The sequence below is a fragment of the Arcobacter sp. s6 genome, from assembly GCF_040884245.1.
In the GTDB taxonomy this organism is placed as follows: Bacteria; Campylobacterota; Campylobacteria; order Campylobacterales; family Arcobacteraceae; genus Aliarcobacter.
Map to the genome: position 1 here is coordinate 103,200 of NZ_JBEVTN010000010.1, position 22,822 is coordinate 126,021.

Annotated in this window: 23 protein-coding genes; 16 read left to right on the top strand and 7 right to left on the bottom strand. The window is 25.9% G+C overall.

Annotated elements, in window-relative coordinates; translation table 11 throughout:
• Positions 1–14: 14 nt before the first annotated feature.
• Both prmC and hemW read right to left on the bottom strand, forming a co-directional pair.
• Positions 15–842, bottom strand: a complete 828-nt coding sequence (prmC, locus tag ABVS04_RS07695) for a peptide chain release factor N(5)-glutamine methyltransferase (RefSeq protein WP_368030101.1) — start codon at positions 840–842, stop codon at positions 15–17.
• 54 nt (positions 843–896) lie between these two features.
• Positions 897–1,964: a radical SAM family heme chaperone HemW gene (hemW, locus tag ABVS04_RS07700; protein WP_368030102.1), complete on the bottom strand. Its 1,068-nt coding sequence runs from the start codon at positions 1,962–1,964 to the stop codon at positions 897–899.
• A 55-nt stretch (positions 1,965–2,019) separates the two neighbouring features.
• On the opposite strand from hemW, the gene ABVS04_RS07705 reads away from it, so the two are divergent.
• Genes ABVS04_RS07705 through folP form a run of 5 tightly spaced genes read left to right on the top strand, consistent with a single transcriptional unit; the run spans position 2,020 to position 5,746 of the window.
• Positions 2,020–2,517, top strand: coding sequence for an RNA pyrophosphohydrolase (locus tag ABVS04_RS07705; protein ID WP_368030104.1), 498 nt, complete (start codon positions 2,020–2,022; stop codon positions 2,515–2,517).
• 17 nt (positions 2,518–2,534) lie between these two features.
• Positions 2,535–3,746: an aspartate kinase gene (locus ABVS04_RS07710; RefSeq protein ID WP_368030105.1), complete on the top strand. Its 1,212-nt coding sequence runs from the start codon at positions 2,535–2,537 to the stop codon at positions 3,744–3,746.
• A gap of 2 nt (positions 3,747–3,748) precedes the next feature.
• The gene (locus tag ABVS04_RS07715) at positions 3,749–4,300 is read left to right on the top strand and encodes a HobA family DNA replication regulator (RefSeq protein WP_172126266.1); all 552 of its coding nucleotides are present in this window, start codon (positions 3,749–3,751) and stop codon (positions 4,298–4,300) included.
• A gap of 1 nt (position 4,301) precedes the next feature.
• Complete coding sequence (locus tag ABVS04_RS07720) at positions 4,302–4,931, top strand: DNA polymerase III subunit delta' (protein WP_368030106.1); 630 nt, start codon at positions 4,302–4,304, stop codon at positions 4,929–4,931.
• A gap of 11 nt (positions 4,932–4,942) precedes the next feature.
• A complete protein-coding gene (gene folP, locus ABVS04_RS07725) occupies positions 4,943–5,746 on the top strand; it encodes a dihydropteroate synthase (RefSeq protein WP_368030107.1) in 804 nt (267 codons plus the stop codon).
• A 27-nt stretch (positions 5,747–5,773) separates the two neighbouring features.
• Here folP and ABVS04_RS07730 read toward each other — a convergent pair whose 3' ends face one another.
• Positions 5,774–6,604: a prephenate dehydrogenase gene (locus tag ABVS04_RS07730; protein WP_368030109.1), complete on the bottom strand. Its 831-nt coding sequence runs from the start codon at positions 6,602–6,604 to the stop codon at positions 5,774–5,776.
• A gap of 101 nt (positions 6,605–6,705) precedes the next feature.
• On the opposite strand from ABVS04_RS07730, the gene bamA reads away from it, so the two are divergent.
• Genes bamA through ABVS04_RS07760 form a run of 6 tightly spaced genes read left to right on the top strand, consistent with a single transcriptional unit; the run spans position 6,706 to position 14,590 of the window.
• On the top strand, positions 6,706–8,961 hold the full coding sequence (bamA, locus tag ABVS04_RS07735; RefSeq protein WP_368030110.1) for an outer membrane protein assembly factor BamA: 2,256 nt from the start codon (positions 6,706–6,708) through the stop codon (positions 8,959–8,961).
• Between the two features lie 12 nt (positions 8,962–8,973).
• Positions 8,974–10,047 carry a dehypoxanthine futalosine cyclase gene (locus tag ABVS04_RS07740; RefSeq protein WP_368030111.1) on the top strand — a complete coding sequence of 358 codons (1,074 nt, stop codon included), beginning with the start codon at positions 8,974–8,976 and terminating at the stop codon, positions 10,045–10,047.
• Positions 10,048–10,106: 59 nt separating this feature from the next.
• Positions 10,107–11,345, top strand: coding sequence for a M16 family metallopeptidase (locus ABVS04_RS07745; RefSeq protein WP_368030124.1), 1,239 nt, complete (start codon positions 10,107–10,109; stop codon positions 11,343–11,345).
• 2 nt (positions 11,346–11,347) lie between these two features.
• Entirely contained in the window at positions 11,348–12,649 is a 1,302-nt protein-coding gene (gltX, locus tag ABVS04_RS07750) for a glutamate--tRNA ligase (protein ID WP_368030112.1), read from the top strand.
• On the top strand, positions 12,646–12,918 hold the full coding sequence (locus ABVS04_RS07755) for a YggT family protein (protein ID WP_368030113.1): 273 nt from the start codon (positions 12,646–12,648) through the stop codon (positions 12,916–12,918). The genes gltX and ABVS04_RS07755 overlap by 4 nt, the downstream gene beginning before the upstream one ends.
• A gap of 7 nt (positions 12,919–12,925) precedes the next feature.
• Positions 12,926–14,590 (top strand): lytic transglycosylase domain-containing protein, encoded by a 1,665-nt coding sequence (locus ABVS04_RS07760; RefSeq protein WP_368030114.1) that lies wholly within the window; start codon positions 12,926–12,928, stop codon positions 14,588–14,590.
• Here ABVS04_RS07760 and ABVS04_RS07765 read toward each other — a convergent pair.
• The 3 genes from ABVS04_RS07765 to ABVS04_RS07775 all read right to left on the bottom strand — a co-directional run bounded on the left by ABVS04_RS07765 (position 14,556) and on the right by ABVS04_RS07775 (position 17,119).
• The gene (locus ABVS04_RS07765; RefSeq protein WP_368030115.1) at positions 14,556–15,041 is read right to left on the bottom strand and encodes a hypothetical protein; all 486 of its coding nucleotides are present in this window, start codon (positions 15,039–15,041) and stop codon (positions 14,556–14,558) included. The genes ABVS04_RS07760 and ABVS04_RS07765 overlap by 35 nt on opposite strands.
• Positions 15,042–15,116: 75 nt before the next feature.
• Positions 15,117–16,958, bottom strand: a complete 1,842-nt coding sequence (locus ABVS04_RS07770) for an EAL domain-containing protein (protein ID WP_368030125.1) — start codon at positions 16,956–16,958, stop codon at positions 15,117–15,119.
• Positions 16,943–17,119: a hypothetical protein gene (locus ABVS04_RS07775; RefSeq protein ID WP_368030116.1), complete on the bottom strand. Its 177-nt coding sequence runs from the start codon at positions 17,117–17,119 to the stop codon at positions 16,943–16,945. The genes ABVS04_RS07770 and ABVS04_RS07775 overlap by 16 nt, the downstream gene beginning before the upstream one ends.
• 114 nt (positions 17,120–17,233) lie before the next feature.
• On the opposite strand from ABVS04_RS07775, the gene mobB reads away from it, so the two are divergent.
• Genes mobB through ABVS04_RS07800 form a run of 5 tightly spaced genes read left to right on the top strand, consistent with a single transcriptional unit; the run spans position 17,234 to position 21,752 of the window.
• Complete coding sequence (gene mobB, locus ABVS04_RS07780; RefSeq protein WP_368030117.1) at positions 17,234–17,731, top strand: molybdopterin-guanine dinucleotide biosynthesis protein B; 498 nt, start codon at positions 17,234–17,236, stop codon at positions 17,729–17,731.
• Between the two features lie 2 nt (positions 17,732–17,733).
• Positions 17,734–18,576: a class 1 fructose-bisphosphatase gene (locus ABVS04_RS07785; protein WP_368030118.1), complete on the top strand. Its 843-nt coding sequence runs from the start codon at positions 17,734–17,736 to the stop codon at positions 18,574–18,576.
• Positions 18,569–18,772 (top strand): hypothetical protein, encoded by a 204-nt coding sequence (locus ABVS04_RS07790; RefSeq protein ID WP_368030119.1) that lies wholly within the window; start codon positions 18,569–18,571, stop codon positions 18,770–18,772. Before ABVS04_RS07785 ends, ABVS04_RS07790 begins: the two co-directional genes overlap by 8 nt.
• Before the next feature lie 29 nt (positions 18,773–18,801).
• Entirely contained in the window at positions 18,802–20,754 is a 1,953-nt protein-coding gene (metG, locus tag ABVS04_RS07795; RefSeq protein ID WP_368030120.1) for a methionine--tRNA ligase, read from the top strand.
• Positions 20,754–21,752 (top strand): peptidoglycan synthetase, encoded by a 999-nt coding sequence (locus ABVS04_RS07800; RefSeq protein ID WP_368030121.1) that lies wholly within the window; start codon positions 20,754–20,756, stop codon positions 21,750–21,752. Before metG ends, ABVS04_RS07800 begins: the two co-directional genes overlap by 1 nt.
• 8 nt (positions 21,753–21,760) lie before the next feature.
• Here ABVS04_RS07800 and ABVS04_RS07805 read toward each other — a convergent pair whose 3' ends face one another.
• The gene (locus ABVS04_RS07805; RefSeq protein WP_368030122.1) at positions 21,761–22,417 is read right to left on the bottom strand and encodes a S24 family peptidase; all 657 of its coding nucleotides are present in this window, start codon (positions 22,415–22,417) and stop codon (positions 21,761–21,763) included.
• Positions 22,418–22,822: the final 405 nt, after the last annotated feature.

A 22,822-nucleotide genomic window follows, 5' to 3' on the forward strand; every position in this document is an offset into this window, starting at 1 on the left:
TTTTGTTCCTTTTTTTATTTTTTAAATTTTAGAGTGAAGCCTCTATCAAACTTTTCATAATCTTTGTAAAAGCTATATGATTCAATATTAAACTCTTTAAAATAGTTTTCTAAAGGTGCTTTTTGATCAAAACCCATTTCACAAAGTAGATATGATATTTTTTTTATACTTGTTTGTTTTACAATATCTTTTAAAAGTTCATCTCCTATATCTCCACCAAATAAAGCATTTGAAGGTTCATATTTTACATTTGTTGGAAGTTTATAGTCATTTGCAATATATGGAGGATTTGATATGGTCATAAAAATATCATTTTCACTTACATTTTCATATAAATTACTTAATCTAAACTCTATTTTATTTTCAACGCCATGTTTTATAGCATTTTGTTTTGCTAACTCTAAAGCTTTATCGTTAATATCAACTGCAATGATTTTTATATTTTCAATTAACATTGCAAGCATCACAGATATTATTCCACTACCTGTTCCTATTTCTAAAACTTTTATAGTTTCTTTTTTATCTTTTAGTATTTCAAGGGCATTTTCAACTAAGATTTCAGTTTCAGGTCTTGGTATTAAAACACCTGATTTTACTATAAACATTTCTCCATAAAATGAAGCCTTATTTATAATGTATTCTATTGGATAATTAGTAGCTCTTTTTTTAACTAATACTTCAAGTTCTTTTTCTTTTGTAAACTCTTCCTTATAGTTTAAATGAAGCCATATTGTATTTTTCTCCAAAAGGTGTAGCATTAATATTTCAACCTCTTTTGCTGGAATATGAGTTACTAGTTTTAGTTCATTTGTATATTTTCTTATTGTGTCTTTTATTGTCATTATTTTATTTACCTTTTGAAAGTGATGATTATATTATAAAGTTTATTAAGATGATTAATCTAAAATATATAGTGCAATTTCATCTGATAATAGGAAATTTTTATTAAATATTTTTTCATTTTCTATATAAAGCTTATTATTCTCCACTAAATCATCGACTTTTTTCTTTTCTTTTTCATCAAAAAGCGATATTTCAACACCGTTTAAAGACCTAAATCCAAGTAGTATTTTTTCTGTTTTAATATCATCTAAACTTATATCTTCTCTCTCATTTATCAAAGGATTGTTTATATATTCTTCAATACCTTTTGAAGGATAATATCTTTGATTTTTTACATATCCAACAGCACCAGCTCCAACGCCTAAATACTCTTTATGTTGCCAATATCCATAATTGTGTTTTGATTCAGATTCCTTATTTTTTGCAAAATTTGAAATCTCATACTGATGAAAACCTTTGTTATTTATATAGTTAAATATTTCATATGATAACTCTTCATCATCAATTTTTACGCTAGATCTATCAAAGAATTTTGTACCTTCTTCTATAGTTAACGAGTAAGCACTTAAATGTGTAATTGGAAGAGAAAAAGCCATATCAAAATCTTTTTTCATACTTTCCAATGTGTCATTTTGTACACCATATATAATATCACAGTTAATCCCTTTAAATCCTATCTTATGAGCATTTTGTATAGCATTTATAGCACTCTTACTACTATGTGCTCGACCTAGGAATTTAAGCTTTGTTGTATCAAAACTTTGTACGCCAAAACTTACACGATTAACACCTAATTTATTCATACTTTCAAGCCATTCAAATGAGGCTGAATTTGGATTTGCTTCTGTTGTTATTTCAGCAGATTCTTCTAAATACGGTTTTATTATTTTAAATATTTCCTCGTACTCAAAAGCCTTGATAGTTGAAGGAGTTCCTCCACCTATGAAAACAGTTTCTATTTTTTTATTATCTTTAATAATATAATTTTCTATGTCATTTTTTAATTGTATTTTTAATGCATTCATATATTCATGTTTTAAATGAAATCTATCTGTATATGAATTAAATGCGCAGTAAAAACATTTACTGTCACAAAAGGGAATATGTATATATAAAAGCAATTTTTAATCCTAGTTTTTGTAAAATATCTGGCTAATTATAAGGGAAAATATATTTATGACTGATAAAACTAAAATAACAATTAATAATGAGAAGAAAAAATTTAGACCTAATGTAGCCGCAATTGTGTTATCAGCAAAATATCCTCATACATGCGAAATATTTATCGCTTCAAGAACAGATGTAGAAAATGCTTGGCAATTTCCACAAGGTGGTATTGATGAGGGAGAATCTTCAAAAGAAGCACTTTTTAGAGAACTTGAAGAAGAGATTGGAACAAAGGAAATTGAAATCATAGCAGAATATCCAACATGGGTTTCATATGAATTTCCTCCTGCCATTGCTAAAAGGATGTATCCTTACGATGGACAAAGACAAAAATATTATTTGGTTAAGTTAAAAAAAGGCGCTAAAATAAATATTAATACAGAAATTCCTGAATTTAGCGAATATAAATTTGTGCCTACTAAAAATATTTATGATTATATAACTTTCTTCAAAAGAACTGTTTATAAACAAGTTTTACAGCATTTTAAAAGTGAAGGTTATATTTAAAAAGGATAAAAAATTAGATGTTAAAAGTACTTAAGTTTGGTGGAACAAGTGTTGGAACACTTGATAGAATTCAGAATGTTGCAAATATCATTAAAAAAATAAAAGACGAAGGTCATGATGTAATTGCTGTTGTTTCTGCGATGAGTGGTGAAACTAATAAGTTGATTGAATATGCTGAATATTATTCAAAGACTCCTAAATTAGATGAAATTGATATGCTTTTAAGCTCAGGTGAAAGAGTTACCTCTGCACTTTTATCAATTGCATTAAATGAAATGGGTTTAAAAGCCATGTCAATGAGTGGTAGACAAGCAGGAATCTTAACAGATAATGCTCATACAAAAGCTAGAATTGAGTCAATTGATACTCGTGAGATGAAAAATGCAATTAGTGATGGAAATATCATTATAGTCGCTGGTTTCCAAGGTGTAGCTATGGATACTTTAAGGGTTTCAACCCTTGGTCGTGGAGGTAGTGATTTAACAGCTGTGGCAATTGCAGGGGCTATTGAAGCTGATGTTTGTGAAATATATACAGATGTTGATGGTATTTACACAACAGATCCTAGAATTGAGCCAAAAGCTAAGAAATTAGAAAAAATTTCTTATGATGAAATGTTAGAATTAGCATCATTAGGTGCAAAAGTATTACAAAATAGATCAGTAGAAATGGCGAAAAAATTAAATGTAAATTTAGTATCAAGAAGCAGCTTTACGCCAGAAGTTGAAGGTACGTTAATAACAAAGGAAGAAAATATCATGGAAAAACCAATTGTAAGTGGAATCGCATTAGATAAAAATCAAGTAAGAGTTGGAATGTATGGAGTTACTGATAAACCAGGTATTGCAGCAGCTATTTTTACTTCACTTGCAGATGAAAACATAAATGTTGATATGATAGTTCAAACAGTTGGAGTTGATGGTAAAACTGATTTAGATTTTACAATTCCAACAACTGACTTATTAATTTGTAAAAATGTAATGGAAAAATTTAAAAAAGATACTGAAAATATTGATTATAATGAAGCTATTTGTAAAGTATCAATTGTAGGTGTTGGTATGAAATCTCATACAGGTGTTGCTTCAAAAGCATTTACAGCAATGGCAAACGAAAATATCAATATTAGAATAATTTCAACAAGTGAAATTAAAATTTCTATGATTATTGATTTAAAATATGCAGAACTTGCTGTTAGATCACTTCATGATGCTTACGATTTGGATAAATAATAGTGCAAGAATTTTTAAATTGGACAGTTGATACAATCAGGGAAGATAGACTTATATCTCCTTGGTTGGAAGAAAAAAAATATGAATGGACGCCATTAGTATCTAAAAACATCTATAATTTATTAGAAAGAGGTTTTTCTATAATTGTAGTTACAGATAAAGAAAGAGAATGGTTTTTAGAGTATATTTTAGGGAATATCAATTCAACAAAATTAAATAGACCATTTTTACCATTTTATGATTTTAAATCTTTTTATAGATATATGGACACCGTTAAATCAGATGAAGATATTGCTTATATAAAAGATATGCTAAGTATTTCATTTCCAAATGGATACTGTTTTTGGTACATAGGTAGAAGCCAAGATGTAAGAGCTATTATTCCAAAAGTTTTAAAACACTCTTTTTTATGGTTATTTGATGAAGAGAAACAAGATGCTTTTAATTTAAAATCGAATGATGAAGCTTTAGATATGAAACTTTTGCAAATGTTTAGATTGTATAATAAATCAGTAAGTGCTTCTTTATTTGCTGAAATAAATGTGGAAAACTAATTTGATAAATTTTATTGATCACTCTTGTATTTTAATTGTAAATGATATCGAATTAACTTTAAATGAATTAATTCCAAAATATCCTTTACATTCAACAAGAATTATAAAAAATGAAGAAAAAGATGAGTTTCAAATTACACAAGCTACTCTTGCTATAAAAGAAGCATATATAGCTTCAAATGAAATAAAATATATATTTTTATGTGGTGCTACTTTTAGAAAAGAGGCTCAAAACTCTTTATTAAAAGTTTTAGAAGAACCTCCTAGAAATGTAGTATTTATAATAATTACAAACTCTAAGACATCAATGTTACCAACAATTTATTCAAGAATACCATATAAATATCTAAAAAAATCACTGCTAAAGAATGAGTCGTTATTAAATATAAATAAATTAGACTTAAAAGATATTTATAATTTTTTAAAAGAGAATCAAAAAATTTCTAAAAATGAAGCAAAAGAAATTGTTGAGTCAATTTTGCTAAAAGTAAATAATCAAAAAATTAAATTGACTCACAAAGAATTAGATTTCTTTTCAAAATCTATAAAGCTATTAGAATTAAATTCTCGACCAATAAATGTATTAACTACCCTACTTTTGTTTCTTGCTAATCAAAAAAATAAACACTAAAGAGGTTTTATATGCAAAATCATAAAACAAAAATCATGGGTGTTTTAAATGCAAATGAAGATTCTTTTTTTAAAAATAGTAGATTTGATAACTCAAAAGCCTCTTTTTTAATTGAAAAAATGATTGAAGATGGTGCTAATATTATAGATATTGGTGCAGTTTCTAGTAAACCAGGAAGTATAGCTGTTGATGAAGATATTGAACTTTTACGAATAAAAGATATTGTTAATATAATTTATCAAAATAAATACTATGAAAAAGTCGATTTTTCAATAGATTCTTATACTCCAAAAGTAATAGACTATGTTTTAAATAAAGGATTTAAAATAATAAATGATATTACAGGTTTACAAAATGATGAAGTTTGTAAAATAGCGGCTTCTTATAATGTAAAAGTTGTAATAATGCATATGCAAAATAATCCTGCTAATATGCAAGATAATCCAATTTATAAAGATATACTATCTGAAATCAATGAATATTTTTCTATACAAATAGAAAAAGCAAAAAGTTTTGGAATAAATGATATTGTTTTAGACGTGGGAATTGGTTTTGGGAAAAATCTAGAGCATAATTTAACTTTACTTAAAAAACTAAATTATTTTTCTCATTTTGGATATGAATTATTAATAGGAGCAAGTAGAAAATCTATGATTAATATGATAATTCCAACATCTATAGAAGATAGACTTCCTGGGACTTTGGCTATTCATTTAGAATCTATTAAAAATGGAGCTTCAATAATTAGATGCCATGATGTAAAAGAACACTTTCAAGCAATAAAAGTTTTTGAAGCTATTAATAGTATAAAGTAAGAGATAAGTTAAAAAGAGATACTAAATTTATAGTATCTCATGTAATGTATTTGCTTTTTTCATCCACGTTTGAAGATTTTCATAATTTTCATCTTCAATTAATTTTCTAGCATCTTTTAAATGTTTTTCAAATAAATCTATTGAATCTAAAAGATTTTTCCTATTTTGTTTAAAAATATCACTCCACATAATTGGGCTTGATTTTGCAATTCTACTCATATCTTTGAAACCACCTGCTGCAAGAGCAATAATTGATTTTGGATCTTCATGTCCCATTACAGTATTTGCTAATGAAAAAGAGATAACATGTGGTAAGTGAGACATATAACAAGCATGAATATCATGTTGAGAACTATTCATAACTACAATTCTCATCCCAATTGCTTGAAATATTTCATATGCTTTATTAATATGAAGTTCTGTATTATCTTCAAGATCACATAAAACTACAGTTTTACCTTCGTATAAATTATCAATTGCAGCCTTTGGTCCTGATTTTTCTGTTCCTGTCATTGGATGAGCTGCTACAAAGTTTTTTCTTATTTTATTTGGTATATTCTTAACGATATACTCTTTTGTTGAACCCATATCAATTATAGTTGTATTTTCATCTATATCTAAAAAATCTGGAAACATTCCAATTATAGCATCAACTGGAATCGCTAAAATAATAACATCTGAAACTTTTTTTAATGTTTCTAAATCAACTAATTCATCTACCAACTTTAAATCTAAAATATCTTTTTTATTTTTTTCACTATTTGTAAAACCATAAACTTTTTTTGCAATACCATATCTTTTTACAGCTTTTGCTAAAGAACCTCCCATTAGTCCTAAACCAATAATTCCTATATTCAAAATACAACCTTCTATATAAATTAATTAATGATTATATCTTAATAATTATATAAAGAATATTTAGCTATATTATTGCACCTATAATGAAATTAAGGATAGTTGTGAAAAATAAAGTAGTACTATTTTCTTTGGCTTGTGCAACAGCACTAAGCGCAGATGCAATAAAATCTATAGAATATAAAGATGTTAACAAAATCTCACCACAAATTTTAAATGAAACATTAAATATGCAAGTTGGTGATGAGCTTGATGAGAATAAGTTAAATGAAGCTGTGATAAAGCTTTATCAATATGGTTATTTTGATGATATCCAAGTAATAAATGAACGTGGAAATTTAAAATTAATATTCGCAGAAAAACCTTCAATAGCAAGTGTTGAAATAAAAGGTTATAAAACAAGAAGTGAAGATATTGAAAACCTTAAAACTGTACTTAAACTAAAAAAAGGTTCAATGTATACAGAAAAAAAAGTTAAAGAAGCAAAAGATAAACTTCTTTCTATGTTAGAAAGCGAAGGTTTTATAAACTCAGTTGTAGAAACAGAAGTTGAAAAAATCAATGAACAATCTTTAAAACTTACTTTCAACGTAAATAAAGGTGATGAAATCATCATAAAAAAAGCAAATTATCATGGTTCTGATAACTTAGAACAAGATGACTTTGATCTTGTAACAGCCAATAAAGAAATTGAATTTGCTTCTTGGTGGTTTGGACAAAATGATGGTGAAGTTAAAATTGATCAATTAAAATATGATGCAAGAAGAATCAATGATTTATATTTTGAAAAAGGTTTCTTAGATGCACAAGTTAAAGAACCATTTTTAGATATCGATTTTGCTTCAAATCAAGCAAAATTAGATTTTTTTATAACTGAAGGTAATAAATATACTACTAATGATATTAAAATATATTTAGATTCAACGATTGTTGATCCCGCTACTATTTATCCTGAATTAGAATTAATTGTTGGTAATACTTTCAATATCAAAAAATTAAGAGCTGACCAAGATTATATTAGAACACAAGTTGCTGATAAGGGTTATGCTTTTGTTGATGTTAGATTTGATTTAAAAAAAGATGAAGCTAATTCAAAAGTTGATGTTGTTTTCAATGTAATCCCAGGTAAAAAAGTTTATATTAATGATGTAAAAATAGCAGGAAATGCAAGAACACTTGATAGAGTTGTTAGAAGAGATGTATATTTAGCTCCAGGAGATTTATATAATCTAACCGATTTTAGAGATTCAACAAAAAAATTAAAAAGATCAAGTTATTTTGAAAATGTAGTTATTGAAGAAAAAAGAATAGCTGATGATAAGATGGATATTGTTGTAAGAGTAACAGAAGCGGCAACAGGTTCAATTATGCTTGGTGGTGGATACGGATCTTATGATAAAGTAATGGTAAGTGGATCTGTTTCTGATAAAAATATCTTTGGTTCTGGTTTATCTTTAGGTATGAGTGCTGATATTTCTGCTAATTCAAGTGACTTTACACTAAGTTTAAAAAACCCAGCTATCAATGACAGTAATTACAATGGTGAAGTTGAAATCCATAACAGTGATACAGATATTGATAGAACTTATTATGACTCAACTATTGCTACAAAAGGTTTCTCTGTTTCTTTAGGAAGACAATTAGTTAGAGATTTATATGCAGGTGCTAAATATAAATTAGATTTTGTTAGTGAAGATTATGAGTATACTGATACTTTTTTAGCTTCAAGAGATACATCAAAAGAGATTTATGAAGATACTGATTATGTTTCAAGTTCAATTACCCCATATATAAACTTTGATAATACAGATGATTATTATAATCCAAGAGAAGGAATAAAAGCTGGAACATCTCTTGAATATGCAGGAGTTGGTGGAGATTCAAAATACTATAAATCAAGTTCTTATGCAAAATATTTCTATTCTTTAGAAGATTTAACAGAATTAGATTGGATTTTAAGACTAAAAACTCAAATGAAAATTTTAGTTGATAATGGTCAAATTAATCAAGGAGACTCCTTATATCTAGGAGGTGCGAAAAGTTTGAGAGGATATAGTTCTTATGCTTTCCCATCTAATTCATCAGGATATGTAACAAATCCATATAAACAAATGTGGGCAAATTCTGTTGAAATGAGTTTCCCTTTAATTCCTAGTGCAAAAATGAGATGGGGATTATTCTATGACTATGGTATGATTGGTGAAGATTCATTCTCTGAAATAAAAAGATCTGGAACAGGAGCACTTCTAGAGTGGATTTCTCCTATGGGTCCTTTACAGTTGATCTTTGCTCACGCTCTTGATGCAGAATCTGGTGATGATACATCATCATTTGAATTCTCTTTGGGTTCAAGTTTTTAATGGTATAAAAAAATGACTAAAAAAATTGAAGTAGATTTAAAAAAAAGATTGACAAATGAAGATGCATTACATTTAATAAAAAATGCATCTTTATTGGATCTTGGAAAAATGGCAAGTGAAAAAAAAGCAGAATTACATCCTGATAAAACAACATCTTTTATAGTTGATAGAAATATTAACTATACAAATGTTTGTTGGGTTGATTGTAAATTTTGCGCATTTTATAGACATGGACGAGATGAAGATTCTTATGTTTTAAAATTTGATGAAATTGATCAGAAAATTGATGAACTTTTAGAAATTGGTGGAACTCAAATACTTTTTCAAGGTGGAGTTCATCCAAAACTAAAAATTGATTATTATGAGGAATTAGTTTCACATATACATACAAAATATCCTCAAATTACAATCCATGGATTCTCTGCAATTGAGATTAAATATATTGCAAAAGTATCTAAATTAGAAATTATTGAAGTTTTAAAAAGATTACAAAACAAAGGACTAAGCTCAATTCCAGGAGCTGGAGCTGAAATCTTATCTGATAGAGTAAGAGATATAATTGCGCCTAATAAAATGGATAGTTTAGAGTGGATAGAAGTTCATGAATTAGCTCACTCAATTGGTATGAAAACGACAGCTACTATGATGTTTGGGACTGTTGAAACAGATGAAGAGATTATTGAACATTGGGAATTATTAAGAAATCTACAAGATAAAACAGGTGGTTTTAGAGCCTTTATTATGTGGTCTTTTCAAGGAGCTAATACTCAACTAAAAGCTGAAATTCCAGATATTAAACCACAATCTTCAAATAGATATTTAAGATTATTAGCAGTTTCAAGATTATATTTAGATAACTTCAGAAATATGCAAAGTTCTTGGGTAACACAAGGCTCTTATATTGGTCAATTAGCTCTTAAATTTGGAGCAAATGACCTTGGAAGTACAATGATGGAAGAAAATGTTGTTAAAGCAGCTGGTGCAGAAAATAGAATGAATAAAGAAGAGATGATAAGACTGATTAAAGATATAGGTGAAAATCCTGCTAAAAGAAATACAGCTTATGAGATAATAGAAAGGTTCTAATTTTGTTTAAAATAAAAAATAATTTTTTAATCATATTAGCAATATTACAAGGGAGTTTAATGGGTGCTACTATAAAGCATATTGATATAAAAGGTATTCAAGTACCAATAATTTTTGAGGAACAGAAAAGTTTACCAATATTAAATTTACAATTAGTTTTTGAAAATTCAGGATATATTCAAGATAAAGATAAAAATGGCTTAGTAAGTTTATCTTCTAAACTTTTAAATGAAGGTACAAAAGAGTTAGGAGCTACCGCATTTGCTCAAGAATTAGAAGAAAATGCTATTTCATTAACTACATCAAATGGATTTGAAACATTTGTTATTGAGTTATCAAATCTAAAAGAACAATCAAAAAAAGGAATTAGCCTTTTAACAGATCTTTTAAAATCTCCAAATTTTTCACAAGATACTTTAGATAAATTAAAAACTATTCAAAATGGATCTTTAAAAAGAAAAGAAAATGATTTTGACTATGTTGCTCAAAATCAACTAAAATCTTTACTTTTCAATGGAACTGCACTTGAAAATCCATCTGCTGGAACTATTGAATCTATTTCAAAAATTCAATTAAAAGATATTGAAAATTTTGTTTCTAATACTATTTCCTTAAGCAACTTAATTATTGTTGCAGGTGGAGATTTTGAGGAGAAAGAGTTTGAAGAATTAATTAAACCATTTTTGGAAACTTTAAAAATTGGTGAAAAAAATGAATTCCAAAAAATAGATTTTCTTTCAAAGAATGATGAGAAAACTTTAATAAAAGAGACAGAACAAGCATATATTTATTTTGGAAGTTCATTTAATATTGATTCTAAAGATGAAGAAAATTATAAGGCAAAAGTTGCATCATTTATTTTAGGTGGTTCAGGTTTTGGTTCAAGACTTATGGAAGAAATAAGAGTAAAAAGAGGATTAGCATATAGTGCTTATGGCTCAATTTCTATAAATAAATCTCATACTTATTTTAATGGGTACCTACAAACAAAAAATGAAAGTGCTAATGAAGCAAAAGATTTAGTAAAACAATTAGTAGCTCAATTTGTAAAAGATGGTGTTACTCAAGAGGAACTAAGTGCTGCTAAAAACTTTTTAACAGGAAGTGAACCTTTAAGAAGTGAAACATTAAGTCAAAGATTAAATAGTGCATTTACTTTATACTATAGAGGATTAGAACAAGATTATTCTAAAAAAGAGTTAGAAAAGATTCAGGATTTAAAACTAGAAGATTTAAATTCTTATATTAAATCTCATAATGAGATTAATAATTTAACATTCTCAATAGTAAGGAAATAATTTTGTTAAGATTTGCCCCAAGTCCAATAGAAGATTTTAATATTGGTAACCTAAGGGTTGCTATTTTTAATTATATTGTATCAAAACAATTAAATGAAGATTTAGTTATCAGAATAGAAGATATAGATGTAGAAAATATTATAGAAGGTAAAGATAAAGAAATAATAGAATTATTAAATCTTTTTTCAATAGAATATAGAAATATAGTATATCAAAGTGACTCACTAAAATATCATCAAAAAATTGCACTTCAATTAATGAGTCAGAAAAAAGCATTTGCTTGTTTTTGCTCTGATGACAAATTGGATGAATTAAAACAAGAAGCACAAGTAGAAGGAAAAATATTTTCCTATGATGGTTTTTGTGAAACCTTATCTGATGAGACAGTTTTAAATACAAATGCACCCTTTAGAATAAGAATTAGAAAACCAGATGAAAATATTAAATTTACTGATGTTTTAAAAGGAAATCTTGATTATAGTCCTTTAGAAGTAGATTCATTTCCAATTTTAAATCAAGATAAAAAACCAACTTATAACTACGCATGTGCAGTTGATGATATGATTATGGATATTTCTATGGTAATCAGAAATGAAAATCATATTTCAAATACAGCAAAACAAATTCATGTTAGAAACTCTCTAGGTTATACAAAAGAGGTAAAATATGTACATTTGCTAACAATTTTAAATGCACAAACAAATAAAAATATATCTAAAGAAGATAATATAAATTCTGTAAAATGGCTTATTGATGAAGGTTTTTTACCAAGTGCTATTGCAAATTATTTAGTTCTTTTAGGAAATAAAACACCAAAAGAGATATTTTCTTTAGAAGAAGCTATTTCATGGTTTAAATTAGAAGATATTTCAAAAGAGCCAGCTAAATTTGATATTAATGAGTTAAAACTTATTAATAAAAAACATCTTGAAACAATAGATGATATGAGATTATCAAAAATTCTTGGCTTTGCAGACAATGATATTGGAAAACTTGCTAAATTATATTTAAAAGATGTTAGTACAATAAAAGAATTAAAAGAAATTATTGCTGCTATATTTACAGAAAAAACATCTAGTGAAGATATTAAAAAAGAGTTTGGTCTTGTAAAAAAATCTTTACAAAAAGCACCATTCTTTGATAACCTTGCAGAACTTGAAAAATATATTGAACAAGAAACAAATTTAAAAAATAATGACTTATCAAAAGTTTTAAAATATATTTTAATAGGAACACATAATGGACCTAATATCTCAGATATTTATCCCTTAATTAAAAATTATTTAGGAGAAATTGTAAAATGATAGATGCCTTATTAAGTTCTATATTCACAGTTGTTTTAAGTATAATCTTTTTATACAAATGGGTTATTATTATTTCAGCTATTTTAACATGGGTTAAACCAGATCCTTATAATCCAATAGTTCAAATGTTATATAGATTAACAGAACCTGCTTATGCATTAATTAGAAAATATATTCCTACAGTATTTGGTGGAATGGATTTAGCTCCAATTATTTTAATTTTTGCTTTAATCTTTTTAGAAACATTTTTGAAAAACTTAGCTTTTTAAGAGAATTATGAAAAAAATAATACTTAGTTTAGTTGGTACTGTTTTATTTAATTTATCTGTTAGTGGTAATACAATTCCCACTACGGATTTTCTGCAAAAAGATTTTAAAGTTACCCTCGATTGGCTAGAGAATAAGCCACAATCATCTGCAAAAGATTTTTTTATTATTCAATATTTAGAACGAAATAATATCTCTTTTGAAAATGCTAAAATAGCATATGAAATGTCTAATGGTAGAAATGCAACATTAAAAAAACTTTTTAATAAAAAATTTCAAACTACAGCACCTATTGATTTAAAATGTTATAGGGCCTCTATTGAGCAGTTAAAAAATGAAGACTCAAAATGTATTGCTCTTGGTTTATCTCTACCTGAAGCAACAAAACTTTCAAGAAGTGATTTAAAATTTTTCATAAGTAAACTTGATCCCTATCCAACTTTAAAAAATGATTTAGAAATACTTGCTTCAAAGGATCCTTTTAATGCTCTTTTAAATTCTGATACAAATAGATTTTTTAGAATTTTCTTTGATACAGGAAGTGATTATAGAGTTAGTACTTTAAATAAAATTATAAATCCTGAATTTATAAATAAAATTTCAAAAGAAAAAGAATTTGAACGATTTCTTAGATATGTTGTACATGATGATAAATTAAATAATTTGCAAAAATCTTTAATCACTTTAAAAGATGATAAAACTTTAGCTCCTCATTTACTTTTTTCCTTAGGTATAAACGCTGTAAATAAAAATGACATCAATAGTGCATATAATTTTTTTTATAATGCATACAATAAATCATATTTAAAAGTAGATAAAGATAAGGCTTTATTTTGGATGTTTTTAGTTACTCAAAATAATTCTTTTCTATCAGAGCTCTCAAAAAGTTGGGATAATAGCATATATACTTTATATGCTAAAGAGTTATTAGATGTAAAAATTGATAATATTGTTTATAATGTTGATTTAAAGAATGAAAAAACATCATATGATATTTATGATGCTTTTAAATGGATGGATGTAGTTGAAGATACAAAAAAGAATTTAGATGATACTAAACTATCTAAATACTATAATCTTTTCACAGATGAAACAACTTTATCTCATTATACTTTTGTTTTACAACGATATAATAAATATAAAGTCCAATACTTTATTACTCCTTTTAGGGATATAGTAAAAGGTTATGATATATATAAACAAGTTTTACTTTATTCAATTGCAAGACAAGAAAGTTTATTTATTCCTTCATCGATATCTTTTTCTTCAGCACAAGGTGTAATGCAAATAATGCCGTTTTTATCAGAAGATATAGCTAAAAAACTTAAAGAAGATTATAATATTTATGAGCAATTTATTCCAGAAATAAATATAAAATATGGAAGTTTTCATTTAGATACATTGATGAGTCAATTTGATAATAATCCTCTTTTTATCGCTTATGCATATAATGGTGGTGCGGGATATACAAGAACCCAGCTAAAAAAAGGTTTATTTAAAGAAAAAAATAGATTTGAACCTTTTTTAAGTATGGAATTAATTTCATATGCAGAAACTAGAGAGTATGGTAAAAAAGTTTTAGCTAATTACTATATTTATAATAATTATTTAAATAAAGAAAATCCTATTTCTTTATCTACTATTTTTCAAAGTCTAGTGTCGCCCTCTTACTAGAATCTTGATTTGATAATTCTAATTTTAAATTAGAATTATCATTTTGTGTATCAAATTTAACTAAATAATAATTTCCCCAACTATTTTTTGTCATTAAACTTTTAAAATTTTCATTATCTTTTTCTACTTTTTCAAGTAAACTAGGCTCTTTACCATTTAATAAAAATTTATATCCATTGTTTTTAATATTTTGAGATTCTGCATTTGCAAAATATAAAGATACTAAAAATACTTCTCTTTTATAATTATAAATATTTTTATCAATTTTATTTAAATATGTAGCCCACATAATAGTTTCTACTTCAGTATCTTTTAATATATCAACTTTTTTAGTAAATTGAATGCTTTTTGTTTCAATATCATCTTTATCAAAATGCTTAAATGCACTGTTTTTTGAAGTACAAGAGCTAAATAAAATTGAAATTAATATTAAAGGTAAAAATTTATACATTGAGTCTCCAAGTTTTGATTAGCCAGCATTTTACATTAAGTATGCTTTAACGCAAATTTACCAAGAATTCATATATTATCTTATTATTAATTCTTTAGTAAAACTCTCCACTTCATCAAATGGTAAAGCTTTAGAAAAATACCAACCTTGTACAATATGAATATTATCATTTGTTAGAAGTTCTAATTCTTCTTTAGTTTCTACTCCTTCAAGAATTATTTCAAAACCTAAATCAGAGCATAATGTGCAAATATTTTTATATAAAACTAAACCTTTTTTTGTATTTGTAAATTCTAAAATTTTTTTATCAATTTTTACATTGTCAAAAGGTAACTCATATAAAATAGAAAAATTTGTATACCCTACTCCCAAATCATCAAGTGAAAGCTTAAAGCCGTTTTGTTTTAGAAGATTTATATTTTTTAATACCTTTTCATTTAAAGCTGATCTTCTTTCAATTATTTCAAATGTAACATCATAAGTTTTCAATATATTAATAATTTCTAATATATAACTTTCATCTGCTAGTGTATAGGGGAAAAGATTGATTGATATGTTTGGATTGAAATTATTCTGTTTCCATATATCCATATCTTTTTTCACTTCTTTACATACCCAAATATCTATAATTGAAGCTAAACCTGAGTTCTCAATATCAATTATAAAATCGGGACCTGAGATAAATCCATCTTCTTTTTTTACTCTTATTAATGCTTCAAATCGCATACAAATTTTGTTTTTAATATCTACTTTTGGTTGATAATATATTAATAGATTGTCTTGATTAATAGTATCAATAATTTTATTTATTTTTATATGAGATTTAATAAGAGAACTTTGTGCTTCTTGAAATACAATATTTGCTTTTGATTCTAATGAAACAGACACATCTAATTTATTTGCAATTGATTCTAGCGCTATAGTTGAACTTTGTTTTTTCGAATATCTTTTTACAAAAAGAATATATATTAATACTCCTGTAATTACTAAAAAGAGTTGAAAAATAACAGCAATAAAATTTCCATCTGTTCTTAAATATACATTTAAAAAGCTTGGTGTAATCCAAGGTACAAATATATCATTAAAAAAAACTATATCTGTATAAGATATAAAAATCAATGAAAAAACAAAATTTATTGAGGGGACTAAAATAAAAGGAATTAATAAGGAAAAATTCATAAAAATTGGTATACCAAATATTAATATTTCATTTATATTAAAAATAACAAAAGGTAAAGAAGCTTTACCAACAAAAGAAATATGCTTATCTTTAGAAGCAAGAAAAATAGCAATAATTAAAGAAAGTCCAGAACCTGAACCTCCAAAAATAACAAATAAATTGAAAAACTCTTTATATGTTAAGTGTGTTTCAATATAACTATCAAGAATCTTAATATTAACAATTGCATCAAAAAAATTAATCCCATGAATACCAAAAAACCATAAAATATTTGAAACAAAAGTTCTTAAAAAAAGCAGCCAAGATTCATCTCCTTCTAGAAAAATTTCAATACCTGAATCAATATTTACCAATCTTCCTATAATATAAAAAAACATACATGAGACAATAAATATTATTATAAAAGGAAGAATATAACTTATTGTTGATGCAATATTATTCGATAATCTACTTTTTAAATCTTCTTCATACGTATTGAATACTAACATTAGTTTAGAAATTGTAAAAGAAACAAAAAGAGGAACCATAATTGCCATAATTATGGATTTTGGGAAAGTATAATTAATTATAAAATCTACATTTAAAAGTAAGTCCACACTTATATATACAAGTAAAGATAAAACAATAGTTAATAATTTGTTTATACTTTTATAAAAAAGATTTACCAAATGATAGGAAATACTTATATTTATTAATATAGGTAGTATTCCTTCTAATAATTTTACAAGGTTATATATATATCTTCAATGTCAAAATCACTACCCATACCTAGAAAAATTTTTACAAATTCTGCAGATAATAATATAAAAGAATAAAGTATATAATAAGGAACTAAAGATATAAATGAAGATTGTAATACTGAAATGATAAGTAGAAATTGAGCTTTTAATTCTTTCATTATGCATTCTTATTATTGAATAGATTAATTGATTATATCATAATAATTTTTATAATGATAAAATTAATCTCTGATGTAAATCAATTTTAACAATCATTTAGATAAAATCCAATTATGAATAAAAAAAGATTAATTGTAGCCTTTTCAGGTCCTTCCAATAGTGGTAAAACAACAGCTATTGTTAAAGTAGCTAGTATACTACAAGATAATGGTTTTAAAGTTTGTATTGTTAAGCATGATCCAAAAGATAAAGCTGTTTTTGATAGAGAAGGAAAAGATTCCTTTAAGTTCTCTCAAACAGGTGCTGACGTTGCAGTAGTGAGTCCTAATAAAACAACTTTATTTAAAAAAAACACATCAACTATAGATGAAATGATTGAATTATTTCAAGATTTTGATTATCTATTAGTTGAAGGATTAAAAACTTTAGAATTGCCTAGAATTTCTATTTTTAGAGATAAATTAGATGAAAGTTATTTTAGTGTAACTAATGCGATAGCCTCAGATGAAACTATCGATAAAAATGAAATACCAAGCAATATAGATAAATTAGATTTGAATAATCCAGAAGAGTTAATTCTTTGGATAGATAAAAATGCAAAGAGAGTATAAAAATGCTAGAAATAATTAAAGCAATTGAAGAAGCAAGTATTGAAATTAAAGAGTTAATTGAATCAGGTGATACAGGTAAAAGTGAGCAAGAAAATTCAACTGGTGATACTCAATTAAAACTTGATATTGCAAGTGATGTGATTATTGAGCGAATATTTAGAAAATTACCAACGGTAAAAGCTATTGTTTCAGAAGAACAAGAAAATATTATAGAATTAAATGAAGATGGTGAATATTTAATTGCATATGATCCCTTGGATGGTTCTTCTTTAGTTGATGTAAATTTATCAGTTGGTTCTATTTATGGAATTTATAAAAATGAATTCAATGCAAAAAATATAGTAGCTTCAGTTTATGTAGTATTTGGACCAAGAGTTGAAATGGTAGTTGCTATTGATCATGTTAAAATGTATAGATTAAGACATGGAAGATTTGATTTTATTCAAACTATTGTTTTAAAAGAAAAAGGTAATTTAAAGGCACCTGGTTCTACTCAAAGTTGTTGGGCTCCGCATCATAAAAAAATGGTTGATGATATTTTTAATGATGGATATAGATTAAGATATAGTGGTGGTATGGTTCCTGATTTACATCAAATTTTGTTAAAAGGTGGTGGATTATTCTCATATCCAGGAACTACTGATAAACCAAAAGGAAAATTAAGACAATTATTTGAAGTATTTCCTTTTGCTCTAGCTTATGAAAAAGCTGGTGGTGGTGCGATAGATGGTCATAAAAGACTTTTAGAAATTGAAACTACACATATCCATGATACAACACCTTGTTTCTTTGGTTCAAATGAAGAAATAAAAAGAGTATTAGAAGTTTATAAAGCTCATGGCTGATCATAATATAATAATTGATGAATGGGATATCAAACTAGATAAGCTTTTAAGTGAATTAAAAACTTGTCAAGAACAAAAAAAATTTAAATCATGTTCTGATTGCCATGAGTTTTTTGAATGTGAATTAAGAAAAAAATATGTAATAGCCGTATATGAATCTATGAATAAAGGTGCTGGCGGTGGATTTGAATTTTAATATAATTATAAAAAGAAAAAGAGGTAACAATGGAAGAATCTTGTAAAAATGTTTATATAACAACACCAATTTATTATGTAAATGATGTAGCTCACATCGGTCATGCATATACAACTATAATAGCTGATATGTTAGCTAGATATTCAAGATTAACAGGTTTAAACACATTTCTTTTAACAGGAACTGATGAACATGGACAAAAAATTGCTCAAAGTGCTGAATTAAGAGGAAAAACTCCTAAAGAATATGCGGATGAAATTTCTGGCAAATTTAGAACATTATGGGATGATTTTGATATCACGTATGATAAATTCATTAGGACTACTGATGTAGAACATAAACTTGGTGTTCAAAAAGCATTTGAAACTATGTATAACAAAGGTGATATTTATAAGGGTGAATATGAAGGTTACTATTGCGTATCATGTGAGACATTTTTTACAGAAAAACAACTTGTTGATGAACAATTTTGTCCAGATTGTGGAAGACCTACATCTATTGTAAAAGAAGAGAGTTATTTTTTTAAATTATCAAAATATGAAGATAAATTAATTAAATGGTATGAAGAAAATGAAGATTGTATCTTACCAAGATCAAAAAAGAATGAAATTTCTAATTTTGTTAAAGGTGGATTAAGAGATTTATCAATTTCAAGAACTTCTTTTGATTGGGGAGTTAAATTACCTGATTCTATGAATGAACCAAGACATGTTATGTACGTATGGCTTGATGCATTAATGAATTATATTACAGCACTTGGATATGGTACAGATGATAAAAATATGAAATTTTGGCCTGCAAATGTACATTTAGTGGGAAAAGATATTTTAAGATTCCATGCTATTTACTGGCCAGCCTTCTTAATGTCATTAGAATTACCATTGCCAACTCATATAGCTGCTCATGGTTGGTGGACACGAGATGGTGAGAAAATGTCTAAATCAAAAGGAAATGTAGTAGATCCTAAAGTTGTAGCAGATGCTTATGGTTTAGATGCATTTAGATACTTTTTGTTAAGAGAAGTTCCATTTGGTCAAGATGGAGATTTTTCACAAAAAGCATTAATTGATAGAATTAATTCTGATTTAGGAAATGACTTAGGAAATTTACTAAATAGAATATCAGGAATGAGTGGAAAATATTTTGATTTTAAAGTAAGTTCAAAAGATGTAGAAAAATTTCATGCAAAAGAATTGGAAGAAGTTAATGCTCTTTTGGAAAATGTTGAAGCCTATATTTTTAACATGCAAATTAACAAATATTTAGAAGAACTTTGGAAAGTATTAACAATAGCAAATAAAGCAATCAATGACTATGAACCATGGAATTTAATGAAAGATGGAAAAACTGATGAAGCTATGGCATTAGTTGCATTAATTACTAATATTATGGCTAAAGTTGCCCTACTTTTAGATTCTGTTATGCCAGAAAAAATAGGAAAAATTGCAATTTCACTAGGAATGAAAATAGATACAACTACTTATAATTCTTTAATAAAAAATAAAAATTTATTAGATGACACGATAATTACAAAAGTAGATCAACTTTTCCCAAGAATTGAAGACATTTTACTAGAGCAACCTGCATCAAGTGATATCACAAAAACAGAATGCGAATCAAAAAAAGAAGAGAAATCTGAAGTAATTGAAGATGATAATTTAATCACAATTGACCAGTTTTTCCAAACAACATTAAAAATTGGAACAATTGTTGAAGCAGTAGAAGTTCCAAAATCTGCAAAACTTTTAAGACTTCAAGTTGATTTAGGGGAAGGAAGAAATAGACAAATTCTTGCTGGAATTAAAGAATATTATTCTGCTGAAGAATTAGTAGGAACACAAGCTTGTGTAGTTGCAAACTTAAAACCTGCAAAATTAATGGGAATGATTAGTGAAGGAATGTTAATGGCTGCCAAAGATGAAAATGGTTTATCGTTATTACGACCACAAGCTAGTAAAAAAGCTGGAACAAAAATAAGCTAGTGCAGATCTCATCTATTTTAGATATTGTTGATGGAAGTTTATTAAACTCTCCATCAATCTCTTTTATTTACTCAATCAAAACTAATGCTCTAAAAGTTAAAGAGGGAGATTTATTTATTGCTAAAAATATTAATGAAATTGAATTGGCAATAAAAAATGGAGCTTTTGCAATCATTCTTGATACAAATGTTCCTATAATTGATAATGAGATAGCTTGGATAAAAGTAAAAAATATAGATATAAGCATAATAAAACTAATTAGATTCAAATTAGCAATAAAAGATATAGATGCTTATTTTTGTGAAAAAATTACTTATGATTTATTCAAAATTTACTCAACAAATTTTACAAAAAATATTAGATTAATTCCAAATAAGTTGGAAAATATTTTTAAATATATTGATGAAATCGAAGATAAAGATATATTAATATCTTCTAATAAAACTATTTTAGATAATATATATCCTAATAATAAAGATTTTGACTATCTTAAAAGATTAAATAAAATTGATAATTTAATAGAGCACTCTTTATTTGAAACTTCTTTTTCCTATGAAAACATATATTTCTCAAGATTAAAAATTTCTAGTTTATATATTAGTAATTTTTTAAAAGTATTTGAATTTTTTAATAAAAACTTAGATTTTTCTAAATTAAAATCTTTTCATAATTTCAAGCCGTTATTTTTAGATAGAAATCTAACTTTAGTAGAATTTGGAAAAAGTGATAAATTTGTTATCTGTCAAAATAATAAAGATTTGTATGAAAATGAAATTTTATACATGAAAAAGCAATACAAATATGCTAAAACCGTTTTTATTACTTCAGATTATATAGATTATCTTGAAAAAGATGAACAAATATTAATAAATAATATAGAACAATTAAAACCTACTTTAAGAAAATTAAAATTTAATGGAATCTATATAATAGGTTTTAATTACAAAGAAGTTTATGAATATTTAATTAAATCAGAGGATGTACAAACTCTCTTTTAGAAGAAAAATTAATAAACCATTCCAAATGAGCTAATTACTTTACCTAATATTTCTAAATCATTTTTATTTAAAACTTGTGATGGATAATCTTTATTGTCAGAAATAATATCAAGCTTTCCATCAACTCTTCTTTGTATTCTTTTCACAAATAAGCCATGGGTTGTAGTAAAAGCATATATTCCATCTCTTGAAGCATCTTTTTTAGTTTTGTCAACGAATATAATATTATCACTATTAAGGGTTGGCTCCATTGAATCACCTACTACATTTATTGCATCAATATTTTTTAAATTTTCTTTTCCACCTAACATATTTATAAAATATTCAGGTAAGGCTAATGATTCATAATTTTCTTCAGCTTCATAAGCACCCCCACCTGCACTAACTGCAACTGATGGATAATATTTAATCCAATACTTATCTGTTGAATCAACTAATGAACCTGGATTTTGATCATATAAAAGCCAATTAATTGATATCTTTTTCTTAGCACAAAAATTTAATATATTTGAAAATGGAATTTTACCTCTATTTTTCATAGTTGCAAAATTTGCTTGACTTAATTCTAGTGAATTTGCAACATCTTTATCGAAAACTTTTCCATATTTTCCATCTGCACTTAATATATCTTTTAATTTTTCAATTATTTCATCTACTATTAACATAAAATCTCCTTTTTCATCAATATTTATAATTATATTACAAAATGAAATATTTTTCAAGTATTTTTGATTTATATTATAGAATTTGAAATATTTTGAAAAAAAGGATACATTTTGGCAAGAAAAATTATAAAAAGCAAAAATAATGTTATGAATATTTTAAGAAAAATTGATATTTTTATTTATGAATTTGGTGATAAAATTTTATAAAGAAAAAAAAACAAAAAAATTTATAAATTTGATAAAATCAATTACAAATATAAATGTTACTAAAGCAATTTTTATATATTATTACAATGATAATTACATTTTGTAATCATTTGGAGAATAATATGGAAATAAACTTAATTTCAGAATCAGTAAAGTTCATGTTCTTAGGGATGGGTGTAGTATTTGCCTTCCTAACAA

Coding starts and splice junctions, on each gene's coding strand:
- prmC (WP_368030101.1), bottom strand. CDS start 842: ATGACAATAAAAGACACAATAAGAAAATATACAAATGAACTAAAACTA.
- ABVS04_RS07705 (WP_368030104.1), top strand. CDS start 2,020: ATGACTGATAAAACTAAAATAACAATTAATAATGAGAAGAAAAAATTT.
- ABVS04_RS07710 (WP_368030105.1), top strand. CDS start 2,535: ATGTTAAAAGTACTTAAGTTTGGTGGAACAAGTGTTGGAACACTTGAT.
- folP (WP_368030107.1), top strand. CDS start 4,943: ATGCAAAATCATAAAACAAAAATCATGGGTGTTTTAAATGCAAATGAA.
- ABVS04_RS07740 (WP_368030111.1), top strand. CDS start 8,974: ATGACTAAAAAAATTGAAGTAGATTTAAAAAAAAGATTGACAAATGAA.
- ABVS04_RS07745 (WP_368030124.1), top strand. CDS start 10,107: ATGGGTGCTACTATAAAGCATATTGATATAAAAGGTATTCAAGTACCA.
- ABVS04_RS07755 (WP_368030113.1), top strand. CDS start 12,646: ATGATAGATGCCTTATTAAGTTCTATATTCACAGTTGTTTTAAGTATA.
- ABVS04_RS07760 (WP_368030114.1), top strand. CDS start 12,926: ATGAAAAAAATAATACTTAGTTTAGTTGGTACTGTTTTATTTAATTTA.
- ABVS04_RS07765 (WP_368030115.1), bottom strand. CDS start 15,041: ATGTATAAATTTTTACCTTTAATATTAATTTCAATTTTATTTAGCTCT.
- ABVS04_RS07775 (WP_368030116.1), bottom strand. CDS start 17,119: ATGAAAGAATTAAAAGCTCAATTTCTACTTATCATTTCAGTATTACAA.
- mobB (WP_368030117.1), top strand. CDS start 17,234: ATGAATAAAAAAAGATTAATTGTAGCCTTTTCAGGTCCTTCCAATAGT.
- ABVS04_RS07785 (WP_368030118.1), top strand. CDS start 17,734: ATGCTAGAAATAATTAAAGCAATTGAAGAAGCAAGTATTGAAATTAAA.
- ABVS04_RS07790 (WP_368030119.1), top strand. CDS start 18,569: ATGGCTGATCATAATATAATAATTGATGAATGGGATATCAAACTAGAT.
- metG (WP_368030120.1), top strand. CDS start 18,802: ATGGAAGAATCTTGTAAAAATGTTTATATAACAACACCAATTTATTAT.
- ABVS04_RS07805 (WP_368030122.1), bottom strand. CDS start 22,417: ATGTTAATAGTAGATGAAATAATTGAAAAATTAAAAGATATATTAAGT.